This is a genomic window from Streptomyces tirandamycinicus, assembly GCF_003097515.1.
Taxonomy (GTDB): domain Bacteria; phylum Actinomycetota; class Actinomycetes; order Streptomycetales; family Streptomycetaceae; genus Streptomyces; species Streptomyces tirandamycinicus.
Genome location: NZ_CP029188.1, coordinates 5,007,221 through 5,021,528, shown reverse-complemented (window position 1 = coordinate 5,021,528; position 14,308 = coordinate 5,007,221). Strand labels below are relative to the sequence as shown.

At 72.7% G+C, this 14,308-nt stretch carries 17 protein-coding genes; 1 reads left to right on the top strand and 16 read right to left on the bottom strand.

The window, feature by feature from the left end; genetic code table 11:
- Window positions 1-129: 129 nt before the first annotated feature.
- The 16 genes from whiG to DDW44_RS22185 form a co-directional block, all read right to left on the bottom strand.
- A complete protein-coding gene (gene whiG / locus DDW44_RS22260) occupies window positions 130-966 on the bottom strand; it encodes an RNA polymerase sigma factor WhiG (RefSeq protein ID WP_026281956.1) in 837 nt (278 codons plus the stop codon).
- Between the two features lie 255 nt (window positions 967-1,221).
- Window positions 1,222-2,388 (bottom strand): DNA-processing protein DprA, encoded by a 1,167-nt coding sequence (gene dprA, locus DDW44_RS22255; protein WP_108907488.1) that lies wholly within the window; start codon window positions 2,386-2,388, stop codon window positions 1,222-1,224.
- A 58-nt stretch (window positions 2,389-2,446) separates the two neighbouring features.
- On the bottom strand, window positions 2,447-4,069 hold the full coding sequence (locus tag DDW44_RS22250; protein ID WP_108907487.1) for a YifB family Mg chelatase-like AAA ATPase: 1,623 nt from the start codon (window positions 4,067-4,069) through the stop codon (window positions 2,447-2,449).
- Complete coding sequence (locus DDW44_RS22245) at window positions 4,069-4,449, bottom strand: YraN family protein (protein ID WP_018891850.1); 381 nt, start codon at window positions 4,447-4,449, stop codon at window positions 4,069-4,071. Before DDW44_RS22245 ends, DDW44_RS22250 begins: the two co-directional genes overlap by 1 nt.
- 107 nt (window positions 4,450-4,556) lie before the next feature.
- Window positions 4,557-4,865, bottom strand: coding sequence for a DUF2469 domain-containing protein (locus DDW44_RS22240; RefSeq protein WP_017947641.1), 309 nt, complete (start codon window positions 4,863-4,865; stop codon window positions 4,557-4,559).
- Window positions 4,866-4,919: 54 nt separating this feature from the next.
- Window positions 4,920-5,453: an NUDIX hydrolase gene (locus DDW44_RS22235; protein WP_037757749.1), complete on the bottom strand. Its 534-nt coding sequence runs from the start codon at window positions 5,451-5,453 to the stop codon at window positions 4,920-4,922.
- Complete coding sequence (lepB, locus tag DDW44_RS22230) at window positions 5,446-6,213, bottom strand: signal peptidase I (RefSeq protein WP_108907486.1); 768 nt, start codon at window positions 6,211-6,213, stop codon at window positions 5,446-5,448. Before lepB (DDW44_RS22230) ends, DDW44_RS22235 begins: the two co-directional genes overlap by 8 nt.
- A gap of 51 nt (window positions 6,214-6,264) precedes the next feature.
- Window positions 6,265-6,954: a signal peptidase I gene (gene lepB / locus DDW44_RS32890; RefSeq protein WP_483027315.1), complete on the bottom strand. Its 690-nt coding sequence runs from the start codon at window positions 6,952-6,954 to the stop codon at window positions 6,265-6,267.
- Between the two features lie 121 nt (window positions 6,955-7,075).
- A complete protein-coding gene (gene lepB / locus DDW44_RS22220) occupies window positions 7,076-8,182 on the bottom strand; it encodes a signal peptidase I (protein WP_146207039.1) in 1,107 nt (368 codons plus the stop codon).
- Window positions 8,175-8,957, bottom strand: a complete 783-nt coding sequence (gene lepB, locus DDW44_RS22215; RefSeq protein WP_018891854.1) for a signal peptidase I — start codon at window positions 8,955-8,957, stop codon at window positions 8,175-8,177. The genes lepB (DDW44_RS22220) and lepB (DDW44_RS22215) overlap by 8 nt, the downstream gene beginning before the upstream one ends.
- A 72-nt stretch (window positions 8,958-9,029) precedes the next feature.
- Complete coding sequence (rplS, locus tag DDW44_RS22210) at window positions 9,030-9,380, bottom strand: 50S ribosomal protein L19 (protein WP_017947635.1); 351 nt, start codon at window positions 9,378-9,380, stop codon at window positions 9,030-9,032.
- A 132-nt stretch (window positions 9,381-9,512) separates the two neighbouring features.
- Entirely contained in the window at window positions 9,513-10,334 is an 822-nt protein-coding gene (trmD, locus tag DDW44_RS22205) for a tRNA (guanosine(37)-N1)-methyltransferase TrmD (RefSeq protein ID WP_018891855.1), read from the bottom strand.
- Window positions 10,334-10,891: a ribosome maturation factor RimM gene (gene rimM / locus DDW44_RS22200; RefSeq protein ID WP_017947633.1), complete on the bottom strand. Its 558-nt coding sequence runs from the start codon at window positions 10,889-10,891 to the stop codon at window positions 10,334-10,336. The genes trmD and rimM overlap by 1 nt, the downstream gene beginning before the upstream one ends.
- A 78-nt stretch (window positions 10,892-10,969) precedes the next feature.
- A complete protein-coding gene (locus DDW44_RS22195) occupies window positions 10,970-11,209 on the bottom strand; it encodes an RNA-binding protein (RefSeq protein ID WP_017947632.1) in 240 nt (79 codons plus the stop codon).
- A gap of 2 nt (window positions 11,210-11,211) precedes the next feature.
- Window positions 11,212-11,652 (bottom strand): 30S ribosomal protein S16, encoded by a 441-nt coding sequence (rpsP, locus tag DDW44_RS22190; RefSeq protein WP_018891857.1) that lies wholly within the window; start codon window positions 11,650-11,652, stop codon window positions 11,212-11,214.
- 233 nt (window positions 11,653-11,885) lie between these two features.
- Complete coding sequence (locus DDW44_RS22185; protein ID WP_017947630.1) at window positions 11,886-12,479, bottom strand: hypothetical protein; 594 nt, start codon at window positions 12,477-12,479, stop codon at window positions 11,886-11,888.
- 783 nt (window positions 12,480-13,262) lie between these two features.
- Between DDW44_RS22185 and DDW44_RS22180 the strand changes: the two genes are divergently transcribed.
- Window positions 13,263-14,120, top strand: coding sequence for a methyltransferase domain-containing protein (locus DDW44_RS22180; protein ID WP_206307358.1), 858 nt, complete (start codon window positions 13,263-13,265; stop codon window positions 14,118-14,120).
- Window positions 14,121-14,308: the final 188 nt, after the last annotated feature.

The following is a 14,308-nucleotide window of genomic DNA, read 5'->3' as shown; positions in this document are numbered from 1 at the left end:
AGGCCGCTCGAATCCTTGGCACGGAACCACTTTACGGCGAGGACGGCTCGCACGGGCGGGACCGTGCCGGATCGGCCCGGCCCCGCTGCCGGCTCCGCGGTGGGGCCGGCCCCGGCGGGCGGCGCCGCCTCATCTGGCGACGTCGGCCAGTTTCGCCCTGAGTTGCAGTACGGACTTGGTGTGGATCTGGCTGACCCGGCTCTCGGTGACGCCCAGGACGTTGCCGATCTCGGCCAGCGTCAGGCCTTCGTAGTAGTAGAGGGTGACGACGGTCTTCTCCCGGTCGGGGAGCGTGTTGATGGCGCGGGCGAGGAGGCGTCGCAGCTCGCGGTCCTCGGCCACCTCCACCGGATTGTCCGCTGCGGTGTCCTCCAGGGTGTCCATGAGGCTGAGCCGGTCGCCGCCCTCGCCCCCGACATGGAGCAGTTCCTCCAGGGCGACCACGTTCGCCAGGGACAACTGGCTGAAGACGGAGTGCAGTTCCTCGAGCGAGATGCCCATCTCGGCGGCCACCTCGCTCTCGGAGGGGGTGCGCCGCAGTTGCGCCTCCAGCGTGGCGTACGCACGCTCGACGTTACGGGCCTTCTGCCGCACGGAGCGAGGGATCCAGTCCAGTGCCCGCAACTCGTCGATCATGGCGCCCCGGATCCGGGTGATCGCGTACGTCTCGAACTTGATCGAACGCTCGATGTCGAACTTCTCGATCGCGTCGATGAGTCCGAAGACCCCGGAGGAAACGAAGTCCGCCTGCTCGACGTTGGACGGCAGTCCGACGCTCACCCGGCCCGCGACGTACTTCACCAGCGGTGAGTAGTGCAGGATCAGCTGCTCCCGCAACCGTTCGTCACCGGTGGCCTTGTACGACCGCCACAGCTCTTCGAGCGACGAGGGCGCGGGCGGCCGCACGGAACCACGGGCAGCGGGGGGAACTGCCGCGTGGTCAGACCCGGAGGTGTGCTGGGGCATGCGTTGCCTTTGAGCCGTTCTGCCGTGGAGCGTGATGGGACGGGTTGTCTGGGCCGGGGGCTGGGCGGTGAACCTGGCGAGCGTAGCGTGACTGGCGGATAGCGGTGCGCGAACGGCGGCGGATCGCGCCTCGGTGAGTGTGTACCTTCGGCCACATCTTCGAACGAGGGCCGGGGCAGCGGGCACCGGCCCTCGGGCTGTCGCGAAGGTGCGGCCGGGGCCATCGGGCTCACCCTGTCACCCGAATGCCCCAGGTCAAGCATCGCCTCGCCGTACGTTCGAGCCCGTTGTGTCTCCCGGGGCCAACTGCCAGCGGTCCCCTCGGCGTTCGACGAAGCCCAGGGAGTGCAGTTCGTACAGCCTCGCGAGGGTCTCGTCGGGCGAGGTGCCGGCTCGAACGGCGACCTCCCGGCCGTCGAGGGCGGCGCGGACCGGGAGCGCCTCCAGAACACGTGCGCAGCCGGGCCCGAGAAGGTCTCTGGGGAGCACGGGTCCCCGGCGCGCGGGGGCGAGTTCACCGATGTCACCGACCAGTTCGACCACTTCGTCGGGGTCGGTGACCAGCACCGCCCCGCTGCGCAGCAGTTCGTGCACCCCCGAGGAGAGCCCGCTGGTCACCGGGCCGGGAACACCCATGGTGAGGCGTCCGAGGCGCTCCGCGGCACGGGCGGTGGCCAGGGAACCGCTCCGGTACTCGGCCTCCACGACGACGGTGCCCCGCGACAGGGCCGCGATGACCCGGTTCCGCAGCACGAACCGGCTGCGTGTGGGGTGGGCTCCCGGCGGCAACTCCGCTACGACCAGACCCTGTTCGACCATGCGGCCGATCAACTCGGTGTGCCCCCGGGGGTAGACGGTGTCCACCCCGCAGGCCAGCACGGCGACCGTGGCGCCCCCCGTGGACAGGGCACCCCGATGGGCGGCGGCGTCGATCCCGTACGCCGCGCCGGAGACGACGACCCAGCCGCGTTCGGCCAGACCCGAGGCGAGTGTCCCGGACACATGGGCGCCGTACGGGGTGCAGGCTCTGGCACCCACCACGGCGACCGAGCGCAGGGCCCATATCCGCAGGTCGGCGGGGCCTCGCACCCAGAGCCCGACCGGTCTCGCGTCTCCGAGGTCGTCCAGCTGCCCCGGCCACTCCGGGTCCCCCGGGCACACGAAACGCCCGCCCAGCTCGGCCACCCGCTCCAGATCGCGCTCCGGACGGGCCGCCGCTGCCCGGGTCCGGTAGCCCCGCATCCGCTCCTCCCCGGCTCCGGGGAGGGGGTTCTCGGTCCCGGCGGGCGCGGTGAGACGGGTCAGGAGCTCCACCGGGCCGTACCGGCGCAGCCATCCGCCCGCGCGCTCATCACCCGGTTCGACGACCCCTGTCAACGCCGCACGCGCCCTGCGCTCCTCCTCACCCGCTCCGGCGGTCATGCCGGGGCTCCCCACTCCGTGCCCGGGCGCCGGGGCGGCCCGTGCACGGGACCGGTGCTCATCGCCCGGCTCCGAAGCCCGCCGGGACGCCGCGGGCGATGCCCGTGCGCAGTTGCAGCGCCAGGTCCACATCCCGTGCATGGGGCCGGTCACGGCCGGCGAGGTCGGCGACCGTCCAGGCGACCCGGAGCACCCGGTCCATGCCCCTGGCCGTGAGCAGCCCCCGCTCCATGTCCCGCTCCGCCGCGGCGAGCGCGCCGGGAGCGGTGTGCCAGCGGGTGCGCAGCTCATGGCCGGGCACCTCGCTGTTGGCGCGCCACGGGGTGCCGGACAGCCGGGCGGCCGCCCGGTCCCGCGCCTCCCCGACCCGGGCCGCGACGGACGCGGACGGCTCGCCGCGGGCGCCCTGGCCCAGCAGGTCGGCGCGGCTGACGGGCTCCACCTCGACCCGCAGGTCCACCCGGTCGAGCAGCGGGCCGGAGAGCCGTGCCTGGTAGCGCCGGATCAGCGCGGGAGGGCAGTCGCATCCCGCGCCGTGCAGGGTGTGGCGCCCGCAGGGGCAGGGGTTGGCCGCGAGCATCAGGAGGAACCGGGCGGGCAGCCGGACCACACCCGCACTCCGCGCCACGATCACATGACCCGATTCGAGGGGCTGGCGGAGGGCGTCGAGCGCCTTGCCGGAGAACTCCGGGGCCTCGTCCAGGAACAGGACGCCCCGGTGCGCCAGGGAGACCGCTCCGGGCCTCGGCACGCCCTGCCCGCCGCCCACGAGGGACTGCATCGTCGCAGAGTGGTGCGGGGCGCAGTAGGGCGGGGTGCGCACCAGGGGTTCGCCGGGCGGGAGGATGCCCGCGACCGAGTGGACGGCGGTGATCTCGAGGGACTCCTTGCGGGTGAGCGGCGGGAGCACCGACGGAAGCCGCTCCGCGAGCATGGTCTTGCCCGCGCCCGGAGGTCCCTGGAGCAGCAGGTGGTGTCTCCCGGCCGCGGCGACCTCGAGCGCGGTCCGTGCCCCGTGCTGACCGGCGACGTCCGCCAGGTCGGGCAGGGAGCCGGCCCGGTCCGGATCGGCGGGGAGTCCCGTGCCCGGCCCGGCGCCGGGCACCACCAGCCCCGCGAGCAGGGCACCGGGCCGGCCGTCGCCGTCGGGCTCCTCCTCCGGCACCGGCTCGTCGTTCAGCACCGCGATCAGCTGGCGGAGACTGCGCACGCCGAGGACCGAGACGCCCGGCACGAGCGAGGCCTCGCCCGCGGTCCGCTCGGGCACGACGACCTGCTGGTAGCCGGCCTCCGCCGCGGCGAGGACCGCGGGCAGGACGCCCCGCACCGGCCGCACCCTGCCGTCCAGGCCGAGCTCGCCGAGGAGCACCAGATCCGCGATCGCCCTGGGATCGACGCGCTCGGCCGCGCCCAGGACCGCGCAGGCTACGGCGAGGTCGAACCCACTGCCGCCCTTGGGCACGGACGCCGGGCTGAGGCCGACCGTGAGCTTCTTCTGCGGCCACTCGGCACCGGAGTTGACGACCGCCGCCCGGACCCGGTCGCGGCTCTCCACGAGGCTCTTGTCCGGCAGCCCGACCAGGGTGAAGGCCGCGACCCCCGGTTCCAGGTCCGCCTGGACCTCCACGACCACGCCCTCGACGCCCACCAGCGCCACGGAGCAGGTGCGGGCGAATCCCATCAGGCCACCCCCGTCACGTGCTCGACCCGGGGCGCTCCCCGCCGGGGGAGCAGCACCGCCACGAGATCGATCCGCACCCCGCCGCGGGGTGGTGGTCCCCCGTGGAGCTCCAGCCAGCACGCGGCCAGACGTCTGAGGCGGTCCGCCTTGGCCGTGGTGATCGCGGCCATCGGATGTTCGAAGGGCGCCCGCCCCTCCGGGCCGCCCCTGCGCGTCTTGACCTCGCAGACGACCACCGTGTCGCCGTCCCGGGCGACGATGTCGATCTCGCCGGCCCGTCCGCATCGCCAGTTCCGGGCGAGCACGGCCATCCCGCCCGCCGCCAGCCGCCGGGCCGCCAGTTCCTCGCCGTACCGCCCCAGTGCACGCGTCGCGTTCATCTCGGCACCACCTCCGGCACCGACTCTGACGCGCGTGGCCCCGGCGGGTGGATCTTGGTGGAAAACCGCCTCGCTGTGGAAAACCGCGCCCCTCGTTCGGGTGAGGGTCAGCCCTGGGGGAGCTCCAGATCGCTCTTGTTCAGCTCCTCGATGTTCACGTCCTTGAACGTGAGCACCCGGACCTGCTTCACGAACCTGGCCGGCCGGTACATGTCCCAGACCCAGGCGTCCGCCATGGACACCTCGAAGAAGACCTCGCCCTGCACCGAGTGCACCTGCATCTCGTAGTCATTGGTGAGGTAGAAGCGACGCTCGGTCTCGATCACGTACTTGAACAGACCGACGACGTCGCGGTACTCCCGGTAGAGCTTCAGCTCCATCTCGGTCTCGTACTTCTCGAGGTCCTCGGCGCTCATGGCATGTTCCCCTTCAGCCGTGCGTCCCCCCATTGTGCGCCAGCCCCCGCGTCCCTAGACGACTTCCCGGGCCAGGACCACGGGCGCACTCGGAGGCCCCTCGTCGAGCAGCGTGCGCAGCAGCTCGGCGAGCCTGGTCGGGTACACCGTCTCACGCGCCGCGGACAGTTCGGCGGAGGTCCACCACCTGAGCCCGGCGACACTGCGCCGCTCCAGCCGGGTCAGCCCCGTCAGGCTGGTCGCCGTCTGCCGGGTACGCGCCAGGTAGTACCACTCGTCCTGGTCCCAGCGGCGCCCGTCGAACGGGAAGGAGCACTGGCGCTGCCAGATCACCGGCCCCAGCTCGACCTCCGTGATCCCCGTCTCCTCGGCCAGTTCGCGCAGCGCGGCCTCCTCCCGGGACTCCGTGCCCTCGACCCCGCCGCCGGGCGTGAACCACCAGTCGTCGTCCGGATCGTCCGGCTCGAAGCCGTGCAGCAGCAGCACGCGGTCGTCGGGATCGAGCAGGATCACCCGGGAGACCCGGCGCAGCGCGGGCCCGTCCGCGGCCGCCCCGGGTGCCAGGCCCTCCGCGGGCTCCTCAGGCATCCGCGGCCGCCCCGCTCCGCCCGGCCGCCCCGCTCCGCCCGGCCGACCGCCGCCGTCGGCCGGCGAGCCCGGCGAGCGGCCCCCAGGCGGCCCCGCCCAGGATCAGCACGGCACCGGCCGTCACCGTCGCCAGAACCTGCCGGATGGGCCCGGGCTCGGAGATCCCGCCCGGCAGGGCGGCGAAGCTCCGCGGCCGTTCCAGGACTCCGCCGAGAGGCCAGGCGACGGCGTCCAGCCGGGCGCTGACGGCCCCGGCCGGCACCGTGCCCTGGCCGGCCTCCTGAAGGTGCGCTCGGGAGTCCACGGAGGTCCTGCGCTCGTCCCCCAGGAGGAAGAGCTTCCCCTCGGGCACCGAGACGGTGAAACCGATCGGCGAGGCGGGCTCCTCACCGCGCAGATACGGTTCCTCGACGGCCCTGCCGTCGACGGTCATCCGGCCGTCCGCGTCGCAGCAGGCGACCGTGTCCCCGCCGATCCCGACCACGCGCTTCACCATCGGCGCGTCCGCCCACACCCGGTCGGTGAAGACGACGACGTCCCCGCGCCGGACCTCGGAGCCGTCGATCCGCTCCGCCAGCACCCGGTCTCCCGGCGCCACGGTGGGGGACATCGAGTCCGTCGGCACCGTGTACGGCTGGTAGAGCAGCGCCCCCCAGACGAAGCCGCCGAGGAAGAGCACACAGCCGACGGCCACGGCGAGCCCCGACAGCACACTGCCGAGGCGGCCGCGGCCGTTGCCCGTACGTCCCATTCCGCTCATCGCAGCGCTCCCTGCCTCCCAGGACCGGCGATCGCTGATCCGAGCGGCACCCTACCCGCCGGTTCGCCCGCCGGTCAGCCGCCTCCGGCGGACCAGCACGATCGGCAACGCGCCCGCCGCGGCGAGTGCGCCGGGCACGGCGGTCCCGCCGATCGGCGCCGCCGCGTTCAGTCCGGGCTGGTCGAAGGTGTCCGGAACGGGCAGCGTGGACCAGCGGTCGAACGGCCAGGCCACCACCACGGCCCGCCCCACGACGTCCTCGTTGCTGACCGTGCCGTTGTAGGGCAGCTCCTGGTGGTAGCGGGAGTCCAGGGAGTTGTCCCGGTTGTCGCCCATCACCCAGATCCGGCCCTCGGGCACCCGGATCGGCCCGAACGGCTTGTCGTCGCAGGGCGTGCTGCCCGGGCGGATGTACGACGTCTCGTCCAGGGCCTTGCCGTTGACCATGACCTTGCCCCCCTTCTTGCAGGAGACGGTGTCACCGCCTACCGCGATGACCCGCTTGATCAGGTCCTTCTGCTCCGACGACGGCATCAGGCCGATGAAGCTCAGGAACCGCTGCACCAGGTTGGGCTCGGGGGTGTGGGTGTCGTCCAGCCAGCCGCCCGGATCGTGGAACACCACGACCTCGCCGCGCTCGGGCTCGGAGCCGAACCAGGGAGTCAGCTTGTCGACCAGCACCCGGTCGCCCCGCTGCAGCGTGTTCATCATCGAGTCGGACGGGATCGAGAACGCCTGCACCAGGAAGGTCTTGATCAGCAGCGCCAGCACCAGCGCGATACCGACCAGCAGCGGCAGTTCCTTCCAGAAGGACCGCTGCTTCTTCGCACCGGTACCGGACGAGCCGCCGTCGCCCGCCGCCTCACCGTCCCCCGAAGCGCCGTCGCCCTGCGGGGGAAGGCCGTCGGAGCTGCCGGAACCGGGGGAAGGCCTCGCGTACCGCTCGGGCCGCTCCTCGGGCCCCTCGTGTCCGGACCGTGCGCCTACCGCCACATCCCCCACATCCACTCCTCACTCCGTGCGACCGCCGGCGCCCGAGAAGACGCAGGCCCACCACTCCCATAACGAGCGGGAGTTCCGCAGGGCTCGGGAGCAGGACCACTCCTTTGTGATCCCGGGAGGACACACTATGCGACGGTCCGAGTGCGGTGGCCGTCCCGGCGCGCGCATCGGGCACCGAGGCGTACGTACCCCTCTCCTCCAGTTTGCGCCAGTGGTCCAGCGGCCACGCGATGACCACGGCGCGCCCGACGACCTCCTCCTCCGAGACGGTGCCGCTGTACTCCTCGTCGAGGTGGAACCGGGAGTCGGCCGAGTTCGACCGGTGGTCGCCCATCACGAAGAGCCGGCCCTCGGGGACCTGCACGTCGAACCGCATCGTCGACGGGGCGTTGCCGGGGTGCAGATACGGCTCGTTCAGCGGGACCCCGTTGACCGTGACCCTGCCGTCCGCGTCGCAGCACTTCACCGAGTCGCCGCCGACGGCGACGACCCGCTTGATCAGGTCCTGCTCGTCGTCGCTCGGCAGCAGGCCGATGAAGGTCAGTACGTCCTTGACCTGCTTGACGACGATCGGGTCGTCCGGCCGCGGGGTCTGCTCGTCCTCGAGCCAGCCGCCGGGGTCCTTGAAGACGACGACGTCGCCGCGCTCGGGCTTGGAGCCGAACCAGGGCGTCAGCTTGTCGACCAGGACCCGGTCGTCGATGCGGATCGTCTGCTCCATCGAGCCGGAGGGGATGACGAACGCCTGCACCAGGAACGTCTTGAGCACCAGGGCGATCACCAGCGCCACCGTGATCAGGATCGGGATCTCCTTGACCGCGGAGCGCTGCCGCCGTCTCTTCACCTTCTTGGCGAGCCTGCGCCGCTCGGCGCGCCCGGGGAGCGTCCGGCCGCCGTCGGTGGGCCGGGTACCGGTGGGCAGCCTGGTGTCGGCCCGGTGGCTCGCACGGCGTCCGCGGCTACCCATGGGCGCCTTCCGGCGCGGTCACGCGGTCGAAGGCGCCGGTCGCCGGCAGCGGGGACCAGCGGCCGGCCGGCCAGCCGATCCAGTCCGCGCGTCCGACGACCCTGTCGAGGGGCACCGTGCCACCGCCGGGCTCGCCGAGGTGGTCGCGGGAGTCGCGCGACCTGCTGCGGTGGTCGCCCATGACCCACAGGGTCCCCTGCGGTACGACGATGTCGAAGGGCACGTGCGACGCGGCGTCACCGGCGTACAGATAGCTCTCGTCGACCGGTACGCCGTTCACCTCGAGCCGTCCCCCCTTGTCGCAGCAGACCACGCGGTCGCCGCCCACGCCCACCACACGTTTGACGAAATCGGTGTCGGACGGTTCCGCGAGCCCGAGGGCGGAGAGCCCCTCCCGGGCGGCGGCGCTGACCGGGTTCTCCGCCACGCCCTCCGGGACGAAGGAGCCGGTGCCGTCGAACACGACCACGTCACCGCGCCGCGGCTCGGAGCCGAAGCGGTACGCCAGCTTGTTCACCAGCACCCGGTCGCCGACCTCCAGGGCGGGCTGCATGGAAGTGCTGGGGATCAGGAACGGCTGCATCACGAAGTGGCTGAGGAGCAGCAGGAAGACGGCGCAGGCACCGCCGAGGACACCGGCTCGCCGCCAGGGGGACCACCGCCGGGGGGACTGCCGGGAAACGCGCACGGAGCGCGACCCCTCTCCGGCGCCGGACCCGTGGGTCTCGGGGGCGGAAGAGCGGTCGCGCTCCGTGTGCAGTGCTTCGGTGTCCATCGGGGCCAGATGCTATCCGGCCGCCGTAAGAACCGTATGAGGCCTCAGCGGGGCACGGGTGTGAGCCGCGGCTCAGTTCTCGCGCTTCTCCTTGATCTTCGCGGCCTTGCCGCGCAGCTCACGCAGGTAGTAGAGCTTGGCACGGCGGACGTCGCCGCGGGTGACCAGCTCGATCTTCTCGAAGATCGGGCTGTGCACCGGGAAGGTGCGCTCGACGCCGACGGAGAAGGAGACCTTGCGGACCGTGAAGGTCTCGCTGACGCCCGAACCCTGGCGGCGGATGACGACGCCCTTGAACTGCTGGATGCGGGAGCGGTTGCCCTCGATGACGCGGACGTGGACGTTCACGGTGTCACCGGGGCGGAAGGCGGGGAGGTCGGTCCGCAGCGAGGCGGCGTTGACGGCGTCGAGCACGTGCGACATGTTCGTCTGCTTTCTTCGCCGATGCCACAGGTCATCGACGGCAATAGGAAGTGATCGTGAAGGAGCCGCGGCGTCGGGACGGGCGTCGTGTCCCCCTGTGGCAGGGGCGCACGCCGGACGAACGGCAGCGGCCTATTCTTCCACGGCCTGAGGCCTGCGCCAAAATCGGCCGTCGGGAGACGGCGCCCAGCCCAGGATGGAGAGGATCTCCCGGTCCTTCCTGTCGAACGCGGACGGGTCGCAGCGCTCGATCAGGTCCGGCCGGTGCAGGGCGGTCCGGCGGAAGGCCTCGTCCCGGCGCCATCGGGCGATCCTGCCGTGGTGGCCGCTGAGCAGCACGTCCGGGACACCGCGGCCGCGCCAGAGCGGCGGCTTGGTGTAGACGGGGCCCTCCAGGAGGTCGGCCATGGCGCCGGGCGCGAAGGAGTCGTCGCGGTGGGATTCGGCGTTTCCGAGGACGCCGGGGAGCAGCCGTGCGACGGCCTCGGTCATGACGAGGACGGCGGCCTCGCCCCCGGCCAGCACATAGTCGCCGATGGAGACCTCGTGGACGGGTATGCGGGTCGCGTACTCGTCGACCACACGGCGGTCGATGCCCTCGTAGCGGGCCGGGGTGAAGATCAGCCAGGGCCGCTCGGAGAGTTCGACGGCGAGCTCCTGGGTGAACGGGCGGCCGCTGGGGGTGGGCACCACCAGCGCGGGTGCGCAGGCGCCCGACTCGTAGCCGGCGGCGAGGACCTCGTCCAGCGCCTCGCCCCAGGGCTCGGTCTTCATGACCATGCCCGGTCCGCCGCCGTACGGGGTGTCGTCGACGGTGCTGTGCCGGTCGTACGTCCAGTCCCGCAGGTCGTGGACGTGGACGTCGAGCTGCCCGCGGGCCCGGGCCTTGCCGACGAGCGAGACGTTCAGCGGCTCCAGGTACTCGGGGAAGATGGTGACGACGTCGAGCCGCATCAGTTCCCGTCCCCGGTGTCCGCGTCACGCCGCGAGGCGGTCTCCGCACGGTCGTCGACCAGGCCGGGGGGCGGGTCGACGACGGCCTTCTGCGCGGCCAGGTCGATCTCGGTGACGATCTGCCCGACGAACGGGATCATGACCTCGCTGCCGTCGGGCCGCTCGACGATGAAGAGGTCCTGGGACGGCAGATGGGAGATCTCCGTGATCCGGCCGATCTCCGTGCCGTCCGCGAGCACCACGTCCAGGTCCATGAGCTGGTGGTCGTAGTACTCGTCGGGCTCCTCCGGCAGCGCCTCCGGGTCGATCTCGGCGATCAGCAGGGTGTTGCGCAGGGCCTCGGCGCCGCTGCGGTCCTTCACGCCCTCGAAGCGCAGCAGCAGACGACCGCTGTGCACCCGGCCGGTCTCGATGGTCAGCGGACCGGCGGAGGCCGGGTCGGTGGCCAGGACGGCTCCGGGGGCGAGCCGCAGTTCCGGCTCGTCGGTACGCACCTCGACGGTGACCTCGCCCTTGACGCCGTGGGCGCGGCCGATCCGTGCGACTACCAGCTGCACGCTCAAAGCTCCTGTCGTACGACGACGGGCCGGGGAGGGCCGGTCGGCCCTCCCCGGCCCGCGCCGGTGATCAACTGTTCAGCGGACCTGGTCCACGTCGACGAGGTCGACCCGGATGCCACGGCCGCCGATGGCGCCCACGACGGTGCGCAGGGCGCGCGCGGTGCGGCCGTTGCGGCCGATCACCTTACCGAGATCGTCGGGGTGCACCCGGACCTCGAGCACCCGGCCGCGACGCAGGTTGCGCGAGGCGACCTGCACGTCCTCGGGGTTGTCGACGATGCCCTTCACGAGGTGCTCGAGAGCCTCCTCGAGCATGCTCAGGCCTCGGTGGACTCGGCGGGGGCCTCAGCCTCGTCCGCCTTCTTCTCGGTCTTCTTCGACTTCTGGGTGATGGCCTCACCCTTGCCCTCTTCGCCCTCGAGAGCCTTGGCGAACTCGTCGAAGGAGCGGCGCTTCTCTTCCTTCGTCGCCGGGGCGAGGAGCGGCTTCTCCGGGGCGGGCAGGCCCTTGTGCTTCTGCCAGTCGCCGGTGAGCTTCAGGATCGCGAGGACCGGCTCGGTCGGCTGGGCGCCGACGGACAGCCAGTACTGGGCGCGCTCCGAGTCGACCTCGATGCGCGACGGGTTGTACGTCGGGTGGTACAGACCGATCTCCTCGATGGCCCGGCCGTCACGGCGGGTACGGGAGTCGGCGACGACGATGCGGTAGTGAGGCGAACGGATCTTGCCCAGACGCTTCAGCTTGATCTTGACTGCCACGGGAGTGGGATCTCCTGGTTTTGACGTGGTTGGGCACAACGAGATGCCGCGTGGGGTTGCGGTACCCGATGGCCCGATGGACGCGTCAGCCGGAGGAGAGAGGGGTCCTGTGCGACTGTCGAGTACAGCTAGACATTGTGCCACACGGATACCGCCCGGCTGACCCGAGGCCGTGGGGCCCCGGGCCGGGCCGGCCGGTCACTCCCGGTGGACGGTCGGGCGGGGTGCCCCGCTCAGCTCGCCGCCGCCACCGGTTCGGGGATGCGGAAGGGCTTGCCGCAGCCGCCGCAGACGATCGGCGCCTGGGCGAGGACCGAGGGGACCACCCGGACGTTTCTCCCGCAGTCGCAGACCGCCTTGACCCGGACGCCGCCCCCGGACGAGCCGTGGCGGGCCGCCGGGCCGCGGAAGGTCCGTTTGGTGTCGGATGCCGTGGCGACCGTGTGCGCCGCGAGGGCGCGCTGCAGCCGCTCGATGGTCGGCCGGTACCGCCGCTTCGCCTCGGGGGTGAGTGTGACCAGCGAGAAGCCGCTGCTGGGGTGCGGCTCATCCGGGTGGTCCAGGCCCATCTCCTCGGCGATCGCCAGGAACCGGCGGTTGTGGTAGCGGCCGGCGCGCGAGGTGTCGCGGACCCCCCGGGCGGCGGCGATGCCGTGGACTGCCTCGTGGAGCAGTCGCTCGAAGGAGAGCTCGTGCCCGCAGGCCGACGAGGACTCTCCGATCAGTGACTCTGGCGCGGCAAGATCGGGCAGCTCGGGGTGGTGCCGCTGAATGTCGGCCCACGCCTGTGCCAGCTCTGCGGCGAGAACAGGTGGTGTCGTGCTCACGTCGTGACAACGAGCCGGACGCCCCCCGGGTTCCATTCCGGGGCATCCCAAATAATTTGCACGTACCCGTCAGTTGCCCTTGATGCGTCCTGACGAGGGCGGGTGCGCTGATCTGCGGAGAAGCCTCGCAGCTCACTACAAGGTGGTACGTAGCCACGCGTCCAGGCAGCAACGCGACACCGGCCGGAGCCGTTGCACGCCCGCGGGCCGCGCGCCGGGGCGGACGCGCCCGGCAGGGGCGCGCCGTCGGCCGAACGCGACCTGCGCCCGCGCGCCTTGCGCCGCTTCCGGCGGGGCCCGGCACCGGCCCTCCGGCCGCCGGGATGCCACCCCCGGCGGTCCGGGGCACGCCCCGGGCTCCCCCCGCGGGCGCCCGGCTCCCGCCGCAGCCGCCGGCGGACGTCCGCGGCAGCCGCCCCGCAGCCGGCAGACCGCAGACCGCAGACCGCTGGGGCGGACCACCGCAGTGCCGCGTACGGGGCCGCCGTCCGCGCTCTGAGTTCGGCGAGGCCCGCCGGGCCCCGGGACCGGCGGCGGAAGCCCGCGGCCCCGGCACGGGACGCGCGGCCCTGCCGTGGCGGGAATCGTGAGGGGGCGGCACTCTGGATGCGGAAAGGTTCCGGGCGCGGGGGCGCACGACCGGGGCATCCGAGCCATTGCGGTGCGACCTCTGGACGTACCGAGCGAAGCGCAGTTCCCTGGCATACGGGGGGCGCGAGCGATACGACACGGGGGCTGTCCAGCAGGGCAAGGCTGACCTCTTGGCGGATTGGGGCGCTTTCGATGACACCTACGCTCGTCCCGCACCACCCTCGTACGTCCTCAGCGCCCCCGGCGGATGCCGGGAGGCGCGCCCGTGACTGGGCCGAGATCCAGGAGCGGATGCTGGTGCCGCTCTACGAGGCGGTGTACGAGCACCTGGAGGTCGGCGCCGGCACCCGCGTACTGGGCCTCGGCTGCGGTTCCGGCCTGGCCCTGCTGCTGGCCGCGGAGCGCGGGGCGAGCGTCACCGGCGTCGACACGGACCGGGCGAGGACGGCGCTGGCGCGCGAGCGGCTCGCCTCCGGGCAGCAGCACCCCGGCTCCGGGGCCGCGCCCGGGGCGCGGGTGGTCGAGGGCGGGCCGGAGCAGGCCGCCGATCCCCGGCGCCCGCTGTTCAGCATGATCACGGTTTTTCAGCCGATCGGGTGTACGGCCGGCGACTCCGACGGATTGGTGCCCGCGCTGGAGGCGGCGGTTCCGCTCGCCGAGCGCGGCAGCCCCGTGGTGCTGGCGGGCTGGGGCCCGCCCGAGCGGTGTGCCACCTCGGCCGTGCTGCGGGTGGCGAGCAGACTCACCGAGCGGCTCCGCTCGGACGGCGGCTGGCGGCCGACGCTCAGGGACGACCTGGAGGACGTCGCGTCCAGGGCGGGGATACGCCCGGACGGCTCGGGCCGGGTGTCGTGCCCCTTCGGCTACGCGGACCTGGACAGCGCCGTGCGCGGCCTGCTGTCGACCGGCCTGTTCGACGCGGCGGTACGGGCAACGGACCCGGCGCAGGTGGAGAAGGAGGTCAAGGAGGCGCTCCATCCCCATGTGCGGGCCGACGGGACGGTGTGGATGCCGAACGTCTTCCGGTACCTGATAGCCCGTACGCCGTGACAGCGCTTACGCCGTGACGGCCCGTACGACGTGACGGCCCGTACGCCCTGACGGCGCCTGCCCCGTGACGGACGGCCAGGGAGCCCGGGCCCGCGATGGGCAGGGCACAGCGCCACGGGCCCGCGATCAGCGATCAGCGATCAGCGATCAGCGATCAGCGGGAAGGTACCTCGACCCGCAGGGCGGCG

Coding starts and splice junctions, on each gene's coding strand:
- lepB (WP_146207039.1), bottom strand. CDS start 8,182: ATGGGTAGCCGCGGACGCCGTGCGAGCCACCGGGCCGACACCAGGCTG.
- rplS (WP_017947635.1), bottom strand. CDS start 9,380: ATGTCGCACGTGCTCGACGCCGTCAACGCCGCCTCGCTGCGGACCGAC.
- whiG (WP_026281956.1), bottom strand. CDS start 966: ATGCCCCAGCACACCTCCGGGTCTGACCACGCGGCAGTTCCCCCCGCT.
- lepB (WP_108907486.1), bottom strand. CDS start 6,213: ATGAGCGGAATGGGACGTACGGGCAACGGCCGCGGCCGCCTCGGCAGT.
- DDW44_RS22245 (WP_018891850.1), bottom strand. CDS start 4,449: ATGAACGCGACGCGTGCACTGGGGCGGTACGGCGAGGAACTGGCGGCC.
- dprA (WP_108907488.1), bottom strand. CDS start 2,388: ATGACCGCCGGAGCGGGTGAGGAGGAGCGCAGGGCGCGTGCGGCGTTG.
- DDW44_RS22180 (WP_206307358.1), top strand. CDS start 13,263: ATGACACCTACGCTCGTCCCGCACCACCCTCGTACGTCCTCAGCGCCC.
- DDW44_RS22195 (WP_017947632.1), bottom strand. CDS start 11,209: ATGCTCGAGGAGGCTCTCGAGCACCTCGTGAAGGGCATCGTCGACAAC.
- trmD (WP_018891855.1), bottom strand. CDS start 10,334: ATGCGGCTCGACGTCGTCACCATCTTCCCCGAGTACCTGGAGCCGCTG.
- DDW44_RS22235 (WP_037757749.1), bottom strand. CDS start 5,453: ATGCCTGAGGAGCCCGCGGAGGGCCTGGCACCCGGGGCGGCCGCGGAC.
- lepB (WP_018891854.1), bottom strand. CDS start 8,957: ATGGACACCGAAGCACTGCACACGGAGCGCGACCGCTCTTCCGCCCCC.
- DDW44_RS22240 (WP_017947641.1), bottom strand. CDS start 4,865: ATGAGCGCCGAGGACCTCGAGAAGTACGAGACCGAGATGGAGCTGAAG.
- DDW44_RS22250 (WP_108907487.1), bottom strand. CDS start 4,069: ATGGGATTCGCCCGCACCTGCTCCGTGGCGCTGGTGGGCGTCGAGGGC.